The sequence below is a fragment of the Nostoc sp. FACHB-133 genome (assembly GCF_014698055.1).
Taxonomy (GTDB): Bacteria; Cyanobacteriota; Cyanobacteriia; order Cyanobacteriales; family Nostocaceae; genus Nostoc.
Map to the genome: position 1 here is coordinate 17,620 of NZ_JACJSH010000019.1, position 17,581 is coordinate 35,200.

Annotated in this window: 11 protein-coding genes and 2 tRNA genes; 8 read left to right on the forward strand and 5 right to left on the reverse strand. The window is 42.0% G+C overall.

The genetic code is table 11. The features are described 5' to 3' along the window. Nucleotides 1–270 precede the first annotated feature (270 nt). A complete protein-coding gene (locus tag H6G86_RS16815) occupies nucleotides 271–3,192 on the reverse strand; it encodes a GAF domain-containing protein (RefSeq protein WP_190935271.1) in 2,922 nt (973 codons plus the stop codon). 285 nt (nucleotides 3,193–3,477) lie between these two features. Here H6G86_RS16815 and H6G86_RS16820 point away from each other — a divergent pair, with 285 nt between their 5' ends. Together H6G86_RS16820 and H6G86_RS16825 are read left to right on the forward strand one after the other, a co-directional pair. Next, nucleotides 3,478–3,663: a DUF6887 family protein gene (locus H6G86_RS16820; protein ID WP_190935272.1), complete on the forward strand. Its 186-nt coding sequence runs from the start codon at nucleotides 3,478–3,480 to the stop codon at nucleotides 3,661–3,663. Nucleotides 3,664–3,819: 156 nt separating this feature from the next. Continuing rightward, nucleotides 3,820–4,953: a quinone-dependent dihydroorotate dehydrogenase gene (locus tag H6G86_RS16825; protein WP_190935273.1), complete on the forward strand. Its 1,134-nt coding sequence runs from the start codon at nucleotides 3,820–3,822 to the stop codon at nucleotides 4,951–4,953. Nucleotides 4,954–4,979: 26 nt separating this feature from the next. On the opposite strand, the gene H6G86_RS16830 is transcribed toward H6G86_RS16825, so the two are convergent. Then, on the reverse strand, nucleotides 4,980–5,714 hold the full coding sequence (locus H6G86_RS16830) for a hypothetical protein (RefSeq protein WP_190935274.1): 735 nt from the start codon (nucleotides 5,712–5,714) through the stop codon (nucleotides 4,980–4,982). A 505-nt stretch (nucleotides 5,715–6,219) separates the two neighbouring features. Between H6G86_RS16830 and H6G86_RS16835 the strand changes: the two genes are divergently transcribed. The 3 genes from H6G86_RS16835 (at nucleotide 6,220) to H6G86_RS16845 (ending at nucleotide 8,164) form a co-directional block, all read left to right on the forward strand. Next, nucleotides 6,220–6,359 (forward strand) — tRNA-OTHER (locus tag H6G86_RS16835). Nucleotides 6,360–6,403: 44 nt separating this feature from the next. Further along, nucleotides 6,404–6,525, forward strand: a tRNA-OTHER gene (locus H6G86_RS16840). Between the two features lie 37 nt (nucleotides 6,526–6,562). After that, complete coding sequence (locus tag H6G86_RS16845; RefSeq protein ID WP_190935275.1) at nucleotides 6,563–8,164, forward strand: TROVE domain-containing protein; 1,602 nt, start codon at nucleotides 6,563–6,565, stop codon at nucleotides 8,162–8,164. A gap of 102 nt (nucleotides 8,165–8,266) precedes the next feature. Here H6G86_RS16845 and H6G86_RS39560 read toward each other — a convergent pair whose 3' ends face one another. Next, nucleotides 8,267–8,398 carry a hypothetical protein gene (locus H6G86_RS39560; protein ID WP_277883612.1) on the reverse strand — a complete coding sequence of 44 codons (132 nt, stop codon included), beginning with the start codon at nucleotides 8,396–8,398 and terminating at the stop codon, nucleotides 8,267–8,269. Nucleotides 8,399–8,464: 66 nt separating this feature from the next. Next, nucleotides 8,465–9,316, reverse strand: coding sequence for a peptidoglycan-binding domain-containing protein (locus H6G86_RS16850; RefSeq protein ID WP_190935276.1), 852 nt, complete (start codon nucleotides 9,314–9,316; stop codon nucleotides 8,465–8,467). A 246-nt stretch (nucleotides 9,317–9,562) separates the two neighbouring features. Between H6G86_RS16850 and H6G86_RS16855 the strand changes: the two genes are divergently transcribed. Together H6G86_RS16855 and gorA are read left to right on the forward strand one after the other, a co-directional pair. After that, on the forward strand, nucleotides 9,563–11,887 hold the full coding sequence (locus H6G86_RS16855) for a tetratricopeptide repeat protein (RefSeq protein WP_190935277.1): 2,325 nt from the start codon (nucleotides 9,563–9,565) through the stop codon (nucleotides 11,885–11,887). Between the two features lie 337 nt (nucleotides 11,888–12,224). Beyond that, the gene (gorA, locus tag H6G86_RS16860) at nucleotides 12,225–13,583 is read left to right on the forward strand and encodes a glutathione-disulfide reductase (protein WP_190935278.1); all 1,359 of its coding nucleotides are present in this window, start codon (nucleotides 12,225–12,227) and stop codon (nucleotides 13,581–13,583) included. Between the two features lie 336 nt (nucleotides 13,584–13,919). Here gorA and H6G86_RS16865 read toward each other — a convergent pair whose 3' ends face one another. Then, nucleotides 13,920–16,262: a CHASE2 domain-containing serine/threonine-protein kinase gene (locus tag H6G86_RS16865; protein ID WP_190935279.1), complete on the reverse strand. Its 2,343-nt coding sequence runs from the start codon at nucleotides 16,260–16,262 to the stop codon at nucleotides 13,920–13,922. Between the two features lie 740 nt (nucleotides 16,263–17,002). Here H6G86_RS16865 and H6G86_RS16870 point away from each other — a divergent pair. Beyond that, on the forward strand, nucleotides 17,003–17,524 hold the full coding sequence (locus H6G86_RS16870; RefSeq protein ID WP_041565194.1) for a LabA-like NYN domain-containing protein: 522 nt from the start codon (nucleotides 17,003–17,005) through the stop codon (nucleotides 17,522–17,524). Nucleotides 17,525–17,581: the final 57 nt, after the last annotated feature.

The following is a 17,581-nucleotide window of genomic DNA, read 5'->3' on the forward strand; positions in this document are numbered from 1 at the left end:
GTTGAGAATATTGCCAAGATAATGTTATATTTCCGTTTAATTATCCTTGACAGAGACAACGATAAATTGTTAACGCTTTTAGTTAAAAAGTGACTGACGGATAAGACTTATATTTAATTTTTGAAATACACGTAGGTTGTGTTACGCCGTAGGCTAACGCACCAAACTTTCGGATGGTGCGTTAAGGAAGCGATAACACACCCTACATTTAGATTTTTTATTTTTTTTTAACTCAAGCTCATTTTCAGATACTTGCTTTGAAAAATCGTACTAAGAATCATGACCAACTAAAGGCAACAGCAAACGGCTAACTACCCGATTATCTGGTAATTGATAAAAATTCAACTCTCCTCCTAACTCCTGCATGAGGTTTTGGCAGATTAGCAGATGTAAAGCTGGGGGTTGGTCGAGGTTGGTGGGAGCAAGCACATCTTTGGGTGTATTATCATGTAGTTCTGTTAGTAGCTGTGGTTCGATCGCACCGTTGTATGTAATCGACAGTTCCAGCGATGTCTGTTGACCCCCTCCACTTGTAGAAGAATACTTTGCCTCGGAGGGTTTTGAGGCATCTAAACGACGACACCAAATGTCAATTCTGCCGCCAATTGGAGAACGGTTACAGGCAGTAACCAACAATTCATGGATAACTAATTCAATTTTGACAATATCACCAGCGATCGCCATTGCAGATTGAGAGCTAGAAGAAGGAACGCCTCTGGCTAATGGAGAATTCTTTGCTGATTCTTGCTCCTCAATTGTTTGTCCCAAGCCATGTACACCAATCCACAACTTTTGTTGTTTGAGCAAATTATCGATGCGTTCGAGCGATCGCTTCAGTAAACTGGCTATGGGCATAGTTTCCCAACTGATATGTAGTTGCCAGTTCTCAAGTTTTAGCATTCCACTCATAGAGGTGGCTGTGTGGTCTAATTGTCTTAGCAATAGCTGGTAGCGCATCTGAGTCAGTTCATTCGCAGGAATGCCCAAATCATGTATTTGTTTCAGGGATAGCGCCGTTATTCTTTGGATTTCCTCTAGGCGACGATGTTTGTACCAGTTGAGTTGTCGTAATTCCTCTGTTGTGGTCTCTAAAAGTCGGTTAATTTGCTTTTGACGACGCCACCAAGCTAATTGAGAAATCAGAGTTGCGATCGCATTCAGGTTTTGTTGTGACCAGCGACGCTCTTGATAGTCTGCTAACAACACTACACCTGTGATTTCATAATCAGCATTGGTACGTAATGCCATCACCAAAATTTGACCTTTATCTGGAGTATTCAACCATTTTCGAGTTTCCGAGGGTAAATTATCCACCTTCAAAGTCAGGTAGTTCTCCGTAACCAGTGCCCACTGAATTAAGGCTTCAGACTGGATAGGAATAGAGGCATCGGAAAAAATCCCAAATTGACTATTTTCAATCACTCCAGGAATAATTTCTGCCAAATTTTCACCGGGCGACCAAGATAGCAGTAACGCCAGGGGACAACCCAGAATTGATGCTATTTGTTCGAGTGCTGTATGTTCTAAATGCTTTTTATTGACTTCGACTTTGCTGTTCTGGGTTTGTGTCAGGATATTTAAGCATTGCTCAAACGCCTGGGAAGTTTTTTGCTGCTGGGTAGTGCGGTTGTGTAATTGCCACTGACGAACAATCACACCTATTTGTTGACTAACAGCCCACAGTAACTCTTTTTCGAGAGTTGTCCAAGAACGATAGGTTTCGTGAGTGATGACTAAAAGTGCTGCGGGGATAGTACCGTTAGTGCATTTACAAATAAGTAGCGATCGCACTCCACTTTCTAGTAAAGAGGGCCGCCAGTTAAAAAAGCGTAAATCTTCATCTAAATTCTCAATCTCCACCGCTTCAGTTGAACGTTGCAAAAGCTGTCCATCTAATTCTTTGAGAATATTCAGGCTAAATGTCAACGGTCGGCGGTTATGGGGCTGACTTTGGTAAATAAATTGATAATTATTCTGTTCAGGATCGTACTGCAACAGCAAAAAACGGGTGGCTGTTAGTCGAGCTAAAACTTTTTTAGCACAGCTGTGTAAGGTTTCCTGAAGGTCATGTTCGCTATAGATACCTTGGGCAACTTGACTAGTCAGTTGGGTATCTTCTTGAATCTGTTTAATAGTACTTTCCATACTTTCGTTAGGGGCAATCAGGGAGATTAAACCAGCCACACCCTGAACAAAATTTTTGTCTGCCTCCGTCCATATTCGAGGTTCATTGCTTTCCACCGCCAGAAAACCGAGTAAGTTCTTTTGCCAGATTATTGGAGCGGCTAAGAGCGATCGCACTTTCAGCTTTTGCAGTAATTTTGCCGTAAAATGGCTTTTCAAAGAACTGCGGGCATCACCAATTGAAACAATTTGGTTCACTGCTAAAGCATAATAAAAGTCACTCAAGTCTTGTACAGTCATTCCCGCCGCTTGCTGAGTGCTGGAATTGCGATCGATTTTGACAAGTTGATTGCTCATCCGACACCAAAAGTAGCGTCCTTCCCGCTCAAACCAGTAAACATTTGTCCGGCTAGGAGAAATAAATTTATGAGTTGCTTGCACCCCTGCTTCCAGCCTTTGATTAAGGTTATTGAGGGTGCGTAAATTTTCAAGCAATTCTAATAATGGCTCATCGGTTCGCTTAGTTTGCTTTTGCTGCTTATTTATCTCTTGTTGATAAAGCAATGCCCCCAATTCACCTAAAACCATCATTAAACGTGCTTTTGCTTCCCCTGTCAGTAAATAGCCCCAGCGTTCTGAGCCCAGTAACAGCAAACCTAAGCAACGGTCTTTATAGCGAATTGGTAAAAGAATCGTTCCTTGAATCTGAAATTTTTCAGCGATTGTGCGCCATTCGGCGGCGCGGATCTCAGTTTGTAAATCAGCTATGCCCAAGGGATGCTGTTCAATCATCACTTGCTCTAATAAATCCCCAGGACTGAGAACAACCTTTTGGTATAAAAAGCTTGTGTCACGACCCGGTGAAATACCGCCTTTGCCGAATAATATGTGATTCAGGCGATCATAAAGGGCAATCCAAATCAGTTTGTAGTCAAACTGTTCTTTAAGATAAGAAATAGTAGTTTCAATCAGAACGTCAACATCATCTTCTTCTCTGAGGCTCTGGAGGACGCGCCCCAAAGAGAGGATCTGCTGTTCGGCGGCTATAGGTTTTTGCGGCTGCCCCATCTGATTTATTGGTTAACATAACTTGTAATATATAAGATGCCCAGAAAACCACCCTGAGTAATATCGCCATAAGTGTTTAATATTTAACCGGAACAGCTTAATAGGCGGTTATGTACCCACAAGTACCTATAGCAAAACAAACCGTTGAATTTTTCTTAGTTTGCGTCAGATTAAGTAATTTACCTTAAACAGCAAGAAGGCTCACACTGAACCCTGCGGATTCAGTTTTGAGATGAATTGCGCGTGAGTTGACGACAGTCTTCTGAACGGGAAAGTGAGGTTTTTATGACCGATAGAAATCTTGCTGCAATGAGTATAGAACAATTAAGAGACTACGTGAAAAAACATCCACAAGACCAGGCCGCTTTCCAAACGTACATGGACAGACTACAAAATGAACCTGGTATTGAAATAACTTCAATGGATCAATTTGAGCAGCTAGTAGTTCGCCAAGTGAACTTGGCGGGGTAAAGGGTAAGGGGGAAAGGGTTTAAATCCCAAACCCAGTCCCCTTTACCCTTTACCCAGTCCTCACTTAGCATTTTTGGGTTGGCAGACTACTAGTCTGCGAGAGAATTAGACAATCTCAAAAGGAATGATCTGCGCTAGTTCCAAAAATCAAAGCTAATGGATATTTATAAATTTGCAATTAGTCCGCTTTTGTTCAATGTGGTAAAAACAGACCCAGAGTGGTTACACCAGCAGACGATTCGCAGTTTTAGCTGGCTATCACAAACCCCTACTAGTTGGGCAAACCAACGCCTACAAAAATCTTTATCTCTGTATGATTCACGCCTAGAACAAAATTTGTTTGGGCTAAACTTCCCAAATCCTGTAGGATTAGCAGCTGGGTTTGACAAGGATGGAGTCGCTGCTGGTATTTGGTCTAATCTGGGTTTTGGCTTTGCAGAACTAGGAACTGTAACTTTTCATGCACAACCAGGAAATCCGCGTCCCCGTTTGTTTCGCTTGCCGTTGGATAAAGCCGCTCTCAATCGTATGGGCTTTAATAATCTCGGTGCAGCAGCAATGGCGGCCCGTTTGACAAAGGAAAAACAGGAGTCAACCCACTTAATACCCATAGGGATAAATTTGGGTAAATCTAAGGTAACTCCCCTAGAAGAAGCCGCACAGGATTATCTCGATAGTTTTCGCCTACTCAAGGATTTGGGAGATTATTTTGTTGTTAATGTCTCTTCCCCTAATACACCGGGGTTGCGATCGCTCCAAGATGCTTCTATGCTCAGTGCCATCTTGAATTTATTACAACAAGAAAACACTTCACATAAACCAATTTTTGTCAAGATAGCGCCAGATTTAGATTGGGTTGCGATCGCTGACATTATTTCTTTGGCTAAAACCTACAATTTGGCGGGAATTATTGCAACTAATACCACCATCCGCCGTGATGGACTCAAAACCCAGGTAATTAACCAAACTGGCAAATCACCTCAAGAAGAAGCTGGCGGAATTAGCGGTGAACCATTGCGCGATCGCTCCACTGAGGTAATTCGTTTTATTTGGCAGCAAACCCAAGGAGAAATCCCAATTATTGGCGTTGGTGGCATTTTTTCCCCAGAGGATGCTTGGGAAAAAATTACTGCTGGTGCTAGCTTGATCCAAGTTTATACCGGCTGGATTTACGAAGGCCCACTGATGGTACGCCGGATTCTAGCAGGTTTACTTTCCAAGCTAGAACAAAACGGATTAAATTCCATCAACGAAGCTGTAGGTTTACAAACAAAAATTCAAAAATTCTAATTACGAATTACGAATTACGAATTGTTTTAGCCTTCTTCTTCTACTGGGAAAAACTCTTTAGTTTTTTCTGAGTATGACCAGGCAATACCATCAGGGTCTTTACTGCGACTCCATTCAGGAAACTCTGGATCGTTTCGTCGTTTATAAACTGTGCTGGAATAGACACTTAGTCGTTTGGCAAGTTCAGATTGGATCAGAGAGCCAAAAATTAACTGTTTTTCCAGCGATCGTTTAGCTTCCTCATGGGTTAGGGTTGGCTGTGGTATTGATTCGGTTTCTGTTTCTTCCTCCTCAAATGTTGTTGGTGGTGGTGCTAGGAGCGATCGCGCAGTTTTAGTAACTGGTTGAGCCGGAAGTTCTTTGACAGGCTCACTACTGTCAAGAATATTGCCGAGAATGCTGGCAGTTATAAAGTAATAAGACTGGCCCGCTTCTTCGGAATTGACTATACTGGCACCAAATTCCGAGGCTTTACCATCCAAGTAGCGTTTTGCCGTTGTTCCGGGAAAATTGCCCTTGATTGCCAAATCCATAGGGGTAAGTCTGCCCTGATTTTCTCGAACCAACTGATGAAAAATTGGGTTAACTCGTATAGTCCACTGTTGCCATTGATATTCCTGCCAAATCTTGAAGCCAATTCCCAGCACAATTAGCGCTAGCAAAATCCTCCAGGTAGCAACCAGGAAAATAATCAAAAACGAGATGGGCAAAAGTAGAACGAGAAAAGCCTTGCCGTTGTCTTCTATGGGTTTTTCACTCATGCCGATTTTTGCCAAGTGAATTTGTGGAAATAATATTATATATATTGGCAAAAATTGTGACACTTTTTTGTATCTTTTGGCAAAGTTGTGGCAAACTTGCCGGCAAAACCTTTACCTTGTAGGTGTTATAGCCTATTAAAACTGGAACTTCTCTTATTGGTCTGCGATCATCGCACAAAAGTTTTGACCCAGAGAAAAAAGAAGGTTTCTAACTCAACCAACAACTCTATAAATTTAAATCGTCAGTCCCTTGACAATAGATAATACATATACTACAGTAATAATACAAGTCAACTTTCACCAGAGAGTTAACTTGCGCCAGTAGCGGATAGCTCAAATGACAGAGTGCCCACCTTGCCCGGAAGGGCCGAAGTATCAAGGGTTATCGTATATAACTTAAACACCCTCGATCAAACTTCTGGAGGTGTAGGTAAAAATCCTACTTCGCTACACCAAATTCAGTGCTGAGTCACGAATTTTAAATGTTTAACCAATAACTTTATATGTGGTGGGTAGCTCAGTGGATAGAGCGCCTAAATATCCTTATTCACTCCTTGCCTGAAAAGGCCGACGAATCGAGGGTTATCGCCTGCCAAGCGGGAGGTCGCGGGGGAAGCAAGCTACAATTCCCGCTCCACTACACCAAATCTAGTGCTGAAATTTTTAATTTTTAACTTTTAATTTTTATGTGGCGGGTAGCTCAGAGGTAGAGCGCTAAACATCCTTTTTCACCCCTTGCCTGTAAAGGCCGACGAATTAGGGTTATCGAATAGGGTTCGAGAGGTCGCGGGTTCGATTCCCGCTTCGCCACCTTTCATTTTTGCCCGTAAGGGCCGGGAGATGAAGCGATGAATTACAATTTTTTCACTAAAAATAAGACAACAACACCCCAAAATCAGCCTATCCCTGGACGAGAAACAAAAATGGTTCAGGGACGTTCCGGTGGCTTTATGTTTAATGCTGGCATTTGGAAAATGCTGCGTCGCTGTCTTTTGGTTGGCACAGCAAAAAGCACTTACTACGCCGGAAAAAAGGAATTAACTGAGGATTTTGTAACAGTTGTCAGACAAGCTGTTGCTGAAAATCCCGGTCGTGTAGCGGAAGAAATTTTGTATGCTAGCGATAGACGCGCCATCAATAACAGTGCGCCTATATTAGCTTTGGTGCTGCTGTCGATGGGTGAAGCACCGAAAGCAAAACACGCATTTGGTGAAATCTTCCCGCAAGTTGTTCGCACTGGTAGCCACTTTTACGAATGGTTGAACTACACAAAATCTCTGCGGGGATTTGGCAAAGTCGTGCGGGAAGCTGGTAAAACTTGGCTCTCAAGGGAAGATGTCAAGGGTTTAGCTTATCAACTGTTGAAATATCAACAGCGTCAAGGCTTCTCCCACCGAGATGCTTTGCGGTTGTTCCATGTCAAACCGCCTACAGAAAATCACCGTCAACTATTTGAGTGGGTAGTTAGAGGCTGGGAAGAATTGCCAACAGACATTCCCTCAGAGGCGTTAGCGCAGATTTGGTGGTACGAATGGCTGAAGCGGAATCCCACCCAAACCCATGAAGCGATTTCTCAAGGACGCTTAACCCACGAAATGGCTGCACCTGTGGGCAAAATGGACAAGCTTGCTTGGCAGTTGCTATTTCAGGAAATGCCAATAAGTGCAATGTTACGTAACCTGGGTTCTTTAACTGAACTAGGTGTGTTGCGAGCCGATGAAAGCGCCAATTTGCTACGAGTGGAAGCAGTTCTCAACAACAAGGAACATCTGCGTAAAGGTCGCATCCATCCGATTGATGTTTTGAAAGCACTTAAGACTTATAAATCTGGTGGAACATTAGGACGCAGTAAAAAGACTTGGAATCCAGTCCCTCGGATTGTGGACATTTTAGAAAAGGCAGTTGAACTGTCTTTTTATGTTGTGCAACCCACAGGTAAAGTCTTTATGCACGCCGTGGATGTTTCTAGTTCTATGGGTAGCTTGGTTGCAGATATGGGGCTGAGTTGTTGTGAAATTGCCACCACAATGGCACTGGTGACAGCAAAAGCAGAGAAAAACTATATGATTCGCGGCTTTTCTACAGAATTCCGGGAATTAGGTATCAGTGCCAAAGATAGTTTTAGTTCTGCGGTTCGCAAAGCTAGCAATCAAAACTTCGGTGGAACGGATGCGTCCGTAGCTTACGATTGGATGATTAAGAATAATTTCAAAGCTGATGTAGTCTGCTTTTGGACTGACTCGGAAAGCTGGGCCGGATATAAGCATCCAAGTCAAGCGCTGAAGGAGTATCGCAAAAAGGTAAATCCTAACGTCAAGGCGGTGTATGTCACGCTGACACCTTACCAAATTACTTTGGTTGATCCTGAAGATTCGCTATCTTGGGATTTAGCAGGGTTCGACCCAGGTACGCCTCGGATTATCCAGATGCTAGCTACAGGTGAGTTGTAGATATTGAAGGGTAAAGGATGAAACACTTTATCCTTCATGCTTCATGGCGGGTTATCCTTGTTCGCAACTTGCCTCTCGGGGCCGAAGAATTAGGGTTATCGGTTATGTCTCCACCATTGTGGGGATTAGCGGGTTCAATCCCCGCACCCGCCTTTGTTTGATTTTCGATGTGCGATCGCATACCCGCCCGAAGCGATCGCAATTTTTTACAAGCACAACCCGAAAATTAGACACAACATAAAATAGCGTAGGCGTAGCCCGTCGTAGACATCGCTCATCATTTATTTAACTACCAAATGTTTAATTAAATAATCCCCCCATGAAATTGATAATAGGTTTCCAAAAGATACCAGTCAACACATAAGGAGCGTATTGTAAAAGCGGTAAGCTAGTCTGCTTCGATGGCTTCAAAGGTAAACACTCCAAGAGAAAAGGCACTATACAGGTAAGCCCATAGGCAGTTGCTAAGGCTGTATTCCATTTAGGTTCATCTCCTGGTATGGGGCTATAATAAATACCCAGCATAATGAAAGAGATCATTAAAAACTGTTCCCATAAAAACCAGGATTGAGGTGGTAGAAAATAAACTAACTGGAGAAAGCTGTTGTTATCTATTTTTTGTCGCATCCCCAAAAGTACAGCCCAAGTTGCAGCGCCAACAATACCATCATCTTTCAGTCCATAAGTTCTTTGAAAGCGTTTAACGCCTCTCTCAGTTTCACGACTAAAATACCCATCAGGTTCTTTTTTAAAAAATCCTTCTTCATTGAGAATAATTTGCAGTTCTTTAACTGCATCGTGTAACTTTGGAGACATACTTTTTTGATTGCGGTAAAGCTTTGGGTAGAAAAGGCAAGACCAACTTAGTGGCCCAACTATCCCATCTACCTGAAGATTATTAGCTTTCTGAAATTTAATTACAGCCTCTTCTGTTTCTAAGTCAAATTTACCACTAATAGTTGAGAGAAAACCCTGAGCTTGCAGTCGCTCTTGGAGTTCATTGATTGATTCTTGTGCAGAGTTTGGCGAAAAGCCTCGGTATAATATGGGACGTTTATTGAATACACAGACTTGTTTTTCTTCTGGAAAATAACGCCGGGATTGTTTTAGTCCAAACAAGAGATTTAGAAAGCTAAGTGTTTTATTTGTCATAGTTTTATTAAGTAATTGGTGAAAAAAATCATCTGGCAAATTTTAGAGCCTAGAAGTCGATATGGTCGGCAGCCTCTAGTTACTAGAGACAAAAAATAAACTTATAAAATTAGCTTACTGGTTAAATTTAAGACAGGAGTTAACACTGTTAAAAAAATGTTATTAATCTGTTATTAATTTGTTAAACTTTTGTTCGTTAAAATGTTGCTAATGCCACATTGATTACAAATTTACTGGGTGATATTTATGTCAGGTCAGTCAGAAGATTGGAATTTACCTAAAAGTTGGAATCGCAAGATTTTGCTGGACTGGGAGATAGATCGACTACTGACTAATTTGGAAGTTACGCTTCAAAAGCGTTACAGACAAAGTACTAGGAAAGACTTGTTACTTGGGTTACTGTGTGGGTACAGCTTGAAAAAGATTGGTCAAGATTTGCACAAAAAAAACACTGTTGTCAGAGCAGGGTTAAGCAATATCTATCGGGATATTGAAGTTTTGACAGGTGAAGCAAATAAAAGTGTTAAGTCCAGTAATCTTGTCTACGTTCTGGAAAAACATGGTTATCGTAGAGGGTCTGTTGTAGCTGCTATCCAACGTCGTGACATCCCCCACAATTTGCCAGCACCGACTTACACCCAATTTATTGGTCGCGAGGCAGAGATGAAGAAGCTATTAGAACGCCTTTCCTCGGTGCATGGCGCTCACATGATTACAGTACATGGCATTGGTGGCGTAGGTAAAACAGCGCTGGTGTTAGCAGCTGCTTATCTATGCTTAAAAGCTAGTAACGAAAACTCTTCTGACGCACCTAAATTTGATGCGATTATTTTCACTTCAGCGAAACAACAAGAACTTATTCCCACTAATAGTATCTTGTGGCGGCAACAGGGACAGCGTAATCTACGCGATATCTTTCGAGAAATTGCTAATGCTTTAGACGACCCGACAATTCTTCAATCTCCTCCCAATGACCAATTTGATCGTGTTCGCCAAATTCTCTCAAAACGGAGAACATTATTGATTGTGGACAATATGGAGACTATAGAAGATAGGGATGAGGTTATTGAATTTTTATATAATCTACCCATTTGCATCAAAGTAATAATTACTAGTCGTGAACAAATTGCCTTGCTGCCAATCCGTCTGCGAAACTTACCTCCAGATGATGGTTTGCAGTTGATTAGACAACAAGCTGAAGAAAAAGGTATAAGCATCAACGATGAGGACTCTAAGCAACTCTATGATCGCACCGGCGGAATCCCTCTGGCGATCGTATATTCGCTTGGTCAATTATCCAGTGGCTACTCCCTAAACTCGGTATTGAATCGATTAACCTCGGCTACAGGTGATGTGGCTCGTTTTTGCTTTGAGCAATCAGTGCAAGGAATCAAGGGACAGCCACCCCACAAGTTACTCATGTCACTAGCGATTTTTCCTGACTCTGCCATACTCGCAGCGGTGGCTGAGGTTGCTGGACTAACAGCCGCTCCTGATGTTGTAAATAATGGCTTGGCACGTTTGCAGCAACTTTCCTTGGTGAATCTCAACCCAGAGACTAAGCGGTTTGATATGCTCTCTCTGACTCGTGAATATGCCTTAGCAGAATTAGCCGCTTACCCAGATTTTGAGAGGGAAGCACGAAGGCGCTGGGTGAGATGGTATCTTGATTTTGCCCACAATTATGCCGGAGAAGATTGGGAAAAATGGATACACTACAATAAGTTAGAACCAGAAGAAGGAAATCTGCGAGCAGTACTTCATTGGTGTGAAGACAAAGAACACTATGAAGCGGTTAGGGATTTATGGCTTCTCTTAAGCCACTATGCAAATCTCTATGCCTATTGGGATGATCGCTTAGATTGGCTGCAATGGCTCATAGAACAATCAGAACGGCGTGGTGAATGGTCTTGTTTTGTAAAAATCATCGTCCGCAAAAGCTGGCTACTAATTCGAGAGTGTTCCTCTGTGAGTCTGAAAGAAGCAGATAAAATTTTGCGCCGGACGTGGATTTTGCGTGACCATGCAGATTTATGTGTTCAGGCTGACTTAGCCGAAAGTATGGCTAGGCTGCAAATTAGACAGAAGGATTATCAAGATGCACGCCACTGGCTAACTGTAGAAGAAAAATTGGTGATTGAGGCGAATCTAGAAGAGCGACAGCACATCCGCTATTTTATTCCCGTTCTTTATCATCAGGCTGAAATCCATTATTTAGAAGGTGAATATCTTTTAGCAAAGAAGCTCTTTCAAGAGGTGATGAAAAGTGCAGAAAAAATTAGTTGGCATCGGGTGATCAATTCTGCTCAAAATTGGCTGGCTGATATTGCAATTGAACAAGGCGATCGCGATCAAGCTGAAAAACTATTAATTCAAGGCTTCACTGTCGCTGAAATGACTCACAACAAGCGACGTTTGGCTCGCTATCAGCGTTCTTTTGCCCGTTGGGAGAAAAAGTGGGGAAGTGCAGAGAAAGCCTACCAAATGTCAATTAAGGCTATTGATGGTTTTAAGCTCTTGGGAATGACACGGGATGCACAGGAGATGCAAATTTTCCTTGATTCACTGTAATCATAGGCGCTGATGTTGCCCACCCTATAAGATGGAATAATTTATTTATTTCTTGGAAACCCCTAAAAGCGCGATCGCATATCCACCAACACTAGACAAGATAATTTTTTACAAGATAATGTAATATAACTTAGCAGTATTCTAGCGATGCCTACGGCGGGCTGCGCCTACGCTATTCCTTTTCAATCTAATTGCAAGCAAAGCGGCAATTTGCTACATATCAGAATGGTTCCATCCAAACTTGTCCACCCAAAGACAGTAGATTAAGTTTTGTCTGAATAACTATAAGGAATGAAATAGCTCTGCTTTCCAGAAAGTAAAAAAGGAACAGATTTTTATGGCATTTGATTACAACCTGTTTGTCATTGGTGCTGGGCCTGGTGGATTGGCAGCAGCTAAAAAAGCAGCTAGTTACGGTGTCCGTGTTGCTATTGCCGAACAAGAATCTATCGGTGGAACCTGTGTAAATCGCGGTTGCATTCCCAAAAAACTGATTGTCTACGCTGCTGACTTCGCCCTACAAAAGCAAATAGCGCCCAGTTATGGATGGAGTGAGTGTCAAACATATTTTGACTGGACATTATTCATTAAGTCAGTACATCAGCATCTTGACACCCTCAACCAGACTTACTTTCAGCAATTACACAAAGCTAGAATTGAACTAATTTCTGATCGTGCCACTTTCATCGATGCTCATACTGTCGATATCAATGGACTTAAAGTTACAGCCGACAAAATTTTAATTGCTGTGGGAGGGCAACCCCTCAAGCCCAAAATCCCAGGTATAGAATATGCCATTACATCCCGCGAGATGTTTCAGTTACCTTATCTACCGAAACGTTTAACAATTATTGGCGGTGGCTACATTGGCGTAGAATTTTCCAGCATGATGCACGCTTTCGGTTGCCAGGTGACGGTGATTGAAAAAGACGAGATGATTTTATCGGGGTTTGATGATGACATTCGCTCTGCGGTACAACAAGGTTTGAGCAAACGCGGAATTAAGTTATTGACTAGTAGTACTGTTCAAGAAATCAAATACTCAGATGAGAGTTTTTTATTAACTATTACTGGTAAGAAGCGAGAAATAATTACAGCAGATACGATCTTGGTTGCCACAGGTTACACTCCAAATACCAAGAATCTTGGTTTAGAAAATGCCCATGTTGAACTTGGCAAACATGGTGCAATCAAAGTAGATGAATACAGCCGCACCACTCAAGAAAATATTTTTGCTGTGGGTGACTGCACTAGCCGAGTGCAATTGTCTCCAGTGGCGAAGGCAGAAGGTATTGCTTTTGCCAATACAGTTTTTGGCAACAAGGTGCAAAAACTGGATTATGATTATGTGCCCTCTGCTGTTTTTTGCCGTCCAGAAGCGGCTGGTGTGGGGATGACAGAGGCGAAAGCACGGGAAAAATTTGGTGAATCTGTACAATGCTACTGCACCCAATTCCAACCACTTTTGTATCAGCTAACCGAACAGAATGAGCCTACCACTATGAAGTTAGTTTTAAATGGCGATTCTGGGCAAGTTTTGGGCGCTCATCTGGTGGGTGAACATGCAGCAGATATCATTCAAAGTCTGGGTGTGGCAATTCGCAAGGGCATTACCAAGGAAGACTTGGATGAAACAATAGGCATTCACCCGACGGTAGGAGAAGAATTGTTTTCGTTAAATCCGGTGCAGGAGTGAGTGAAGGGGGCAGGGGAGCAACGTGAAAAGAGCAGGGGGAGCAGGGGAAGTGAAGAGAAAATTTTAGTATTTTTTACGAGCGTTATAGCCCTAAGTACACTTAGGTGAATTCTAGTAATAAATTTACCATAGCCGTTGGTTTCGACTCCGCTCAACCAACTGAGTGGTCGAGAGTTGAACGTACCCCTGTGGGGAAGCAAGCTACGCGTAGCGTCTCCAAGAGTTGTCGAAACTCGTTAACATAGGTATTTTTTCATCAGAAATTACCTTATTTCTTTCTCTTCCCCTGCCTCCCCCGCCTCCCCTGCTCCCTGCTCCCCTGCCTTTGCGTACTTCTCAATGAGTTTCTGAGGATACCTCTGAGCAAGATTTTGTGGGAGCGTTTAATTGGTCTAAAGTATTTGTTAATGAGTCATCCCCTAGCATTGGGTATCCGCTGTGGGAATTTACCACATTGTCAAAAGCTTTCAGATCCTCAAGAGCCTCTGATGCAGACTGATATCGGTGTTTGAAGTCATCCAGCACCATTTTACTGAGAATATTAGCAACGGAGCGGCTTATCTGAGAGCTATCGCTCCATTTTATCTCTCCATCAGCATCTCTATCTAGCTCACGGGGTGCTACACCAGTCAAAGCTCTAATCCCAACCATACCCACTGCATAGATGTCACTACTGTATTGGGGACGGCCAAAACATTGTTCGCTGGGTGCGTAACCCTGAGTCCCAATGCCAATGGTAAAGGGGGTTTGCTCTTCAGTATCAAGCTGTTTTGTGCTGACTTCTTTGACGGCTCCAAAGTCAATCAATACCAGTTTTCCATCTGAGTGCCGCCGGATAATATTACTGGGCTTAATATCCCGATGAATCACATTATTTTTATGAACAAATATTAATGTTTGCAATAAGTCTCTGACAATTTTGATCGTGGCAATTTCATCAATTGCTCTACCTGGCGGCAATTCCTGATTTAAAGTATGACCAATTATCTGTTCTTGCACTAAATAAAATTCTTCATCTTCTTCAAAATACGCCAAAAGTTGAGGGATCTGATCGTGTGTTCCCAATTTTTCTAGGGTTTGCGCTTCTGAGTGAAATAAACGTCTGGCAAGTTGCAAGGCTTCTGGTTTAGCGCTGGCTGGTTTCAGTTGCTTGACAACACATAGCGGACTCCCAGGACGTTGGGTATCTTCGGCAATGTAGGTTTCGCTGAATCCACCGGAACCAAGAACTTTGACAATTTTGTAGCGTCGAGCCAAGACTTTTCCTGATAAGGCTAAATCTCGTTGCTGGATTAGGTATTGCAAATCATATTGTTGACTGATGATCTCTTGAACAACGGGAGATGTTTTATACTTCTGGAAAATGTTTACTAATTGACGTTTTCTGATGCTTTCCCTCATGACTGAGGTTCCCAGGTATGAAAGTCCGGTCATGGCGATCGCAATCATTGGTACAATCGTAGGAAAAATTAATCCACCATAGACAAATAAACCATAGCTAATTCCTAACCAAGCGCCAGATAGGGCGAGGCTATATAAAAATCTATTGATGCTACGCTTGCGTCTGCTAATCATCAAGGCTGTACTGCCAACTAGAGCTAGCACAAACAAACCCTGCAATGGTGGTGTATTAATTCCTGGAGCGATCGCTTTCCCTGACATCAAAGTTGCGATCGCATTGGCGTGAATTTCCACGCCCGACATCGGTTTAGCGCTGTTGCTAGCAGCGACTGGATAATAATCATTATTTAACTTATCTGTTGCACCAATCAGCACTATCTTGTCTTTGAAGACCTTTCCCTGCTGCAAATAGGTGTTCCAATTTTCCGGGTCGAGTACGTGCCAAAAGGGTATTTGCTCAAATGTACCCGCTGAACCCCAAAAATAAATGCGATCGCCTTTTGGTCGCGGATAATTTACTTGTGCTGTCCTGAGTGCTGCTTCATCAAAAGAGGGTAGCTTCTCGATCAAATTGTCTTCAACCAACGACTTAGAAAACTCACTCGCCAATCGATGAACTTTACCATCCACCTCTACGGGGAAATTAACTGAGCCAATGGAAACTGACCCTGTACGAAACATCTGTTGTGGGTCTGTCAGTTGTGTAAAAGTCCCTTGGTGCGTCTGAGAATTTTCGTAGACGGCTGCTAAGGTAACTTTACTACCATATTTTTGCAATACTGCCTGGAATTGGCGATCGTCAGTAACTCCATAACTACTTGGCGTGTCAAAAACTACATCTATCGCTACAGAGCGGACACCTGCTTTAATTAACTTTGTAATTATCTGGGAGTATGCAGCACGTTTATAAGGATAAGATTTCAGTGTTTCTAGGTAGGCATACTGTTTTGGATTTGTTTTATAGTACTGTTCGGGAACTGATATTGACTGATCGTCTATTGCTAAAATTACGATGTCTTCTGGAGGCACAATCGGCCCACGCAGTTGAAAAAAGCCAGAAAGCGCCTTATTTTCTATCAATTTAACCGATTCGCCCCCAGAAGCACTCAGTAATGCTGCACCCATTACGCAAGCTCCAGCGAGGAGATGACCTAAGCGAATCATCCATCTAGACTGGCGAGCCGATGCTGTTGACGTTACTTTTGTCGGTTTACTTGACAGTCTATTGGCAGCAGAGACATAGTTTTTAGTTAAGGTAGATGTAGGTTCTTCTGCCATATCGTGTTACTGATTGATTTAAGTCCAACACTTTTATTTATTCAGACCACGTTTTAGTGCAAGCACATTGAAATAAGACTTAAATGATAATCTTATACATTTGTAAAGTATCTTCTATTCGTCAACAAACCTTTATTGGCAGAGCTAGCCCCCAAGAGATTCCTACTCAGGTACTGCCTAAATTATTGTTTTTCTGTTAAGTGAGTTACAACTAGTGATTGTCTCACAGATAAGAGCCGAATCTATTTCGCCTCTGCTAATTGGTTGCGGCGAGATTTGATCCTAACCTAACCAACAGGTACGCTCCTAACTGGGTGTTTTACCAGAAGCTGTCCCAAGTCCGTCTTCTGTCTTTGGCGCAATATTGGTACTCCCAGAAAGCATGTCCTGATACTGAAAGCTCTACCTATAGATAGGCATAAACTTATATCCTACCCTAAGCTTATGCTATACCTCTTTAGGAGTAAACTTTAATGTTATACAGCGATAAATGCTGTTACTGGTTCAATTTTATTGGTAGATTTTGATCAGATGGTAGGTCTTGCAGTGCTGGAGGTGAATAAGGTTTAGTACCCAGCATCTTAACTCCAATGTTGCATCCGTTTTTATGCCTTGAAAGAGGTAGGATAAAAGCTATAGATGAAGAGCTACTTTATAGATATTAGCAAACTTGCTATTTGAAAATTGCTATAATCTATTGTTCCATCTAAATTCATATATATTATTAGGTGTAAATTTGTATGGGTTCTCCAATGAATCGTCTGTCTATTTTTGTAGACGGAAACAATATGTTCTATGCTCAACAAAAAAATGGGTGGTTTTTTGACCCACGGCGAGTCTTAGAATACTTTAAACATGAGCAATCAGAAACAACATTAATTAATGCATTCTGGTACACTGGCTTAAAAGACCCACAAGATCAACGAGGTTTTAGAGATGCTCTAATTAGTCTAGGATATACAGTCCGAACTAAAATCCTTAAAGAATATTATGATGATACTTCTGGTCGTTACTCGCAAAAAGCGAATTTAGATATTGAAATTGTTGTAGATATGTTTAATACAGTAGACCAGTATGACCGAGTAGTATTATTCAGTGGTGATGGAGATTTTGAACGAGCAATAGAACTATTACGCTCAAAAAATACACATATTACGGTAGTATCTACAGAAGGAATGATCGCTAGAGAACTACGGAACGCTACTGATAGATATATAGATTTAAATGATATCAGAGATCAAATAGAAAAAACCGAAGGTTAATAGCCTTAGCAATTATTTACAAAGGTAAGAGTAAAAGAAAAACTAAGGTTGAAGATA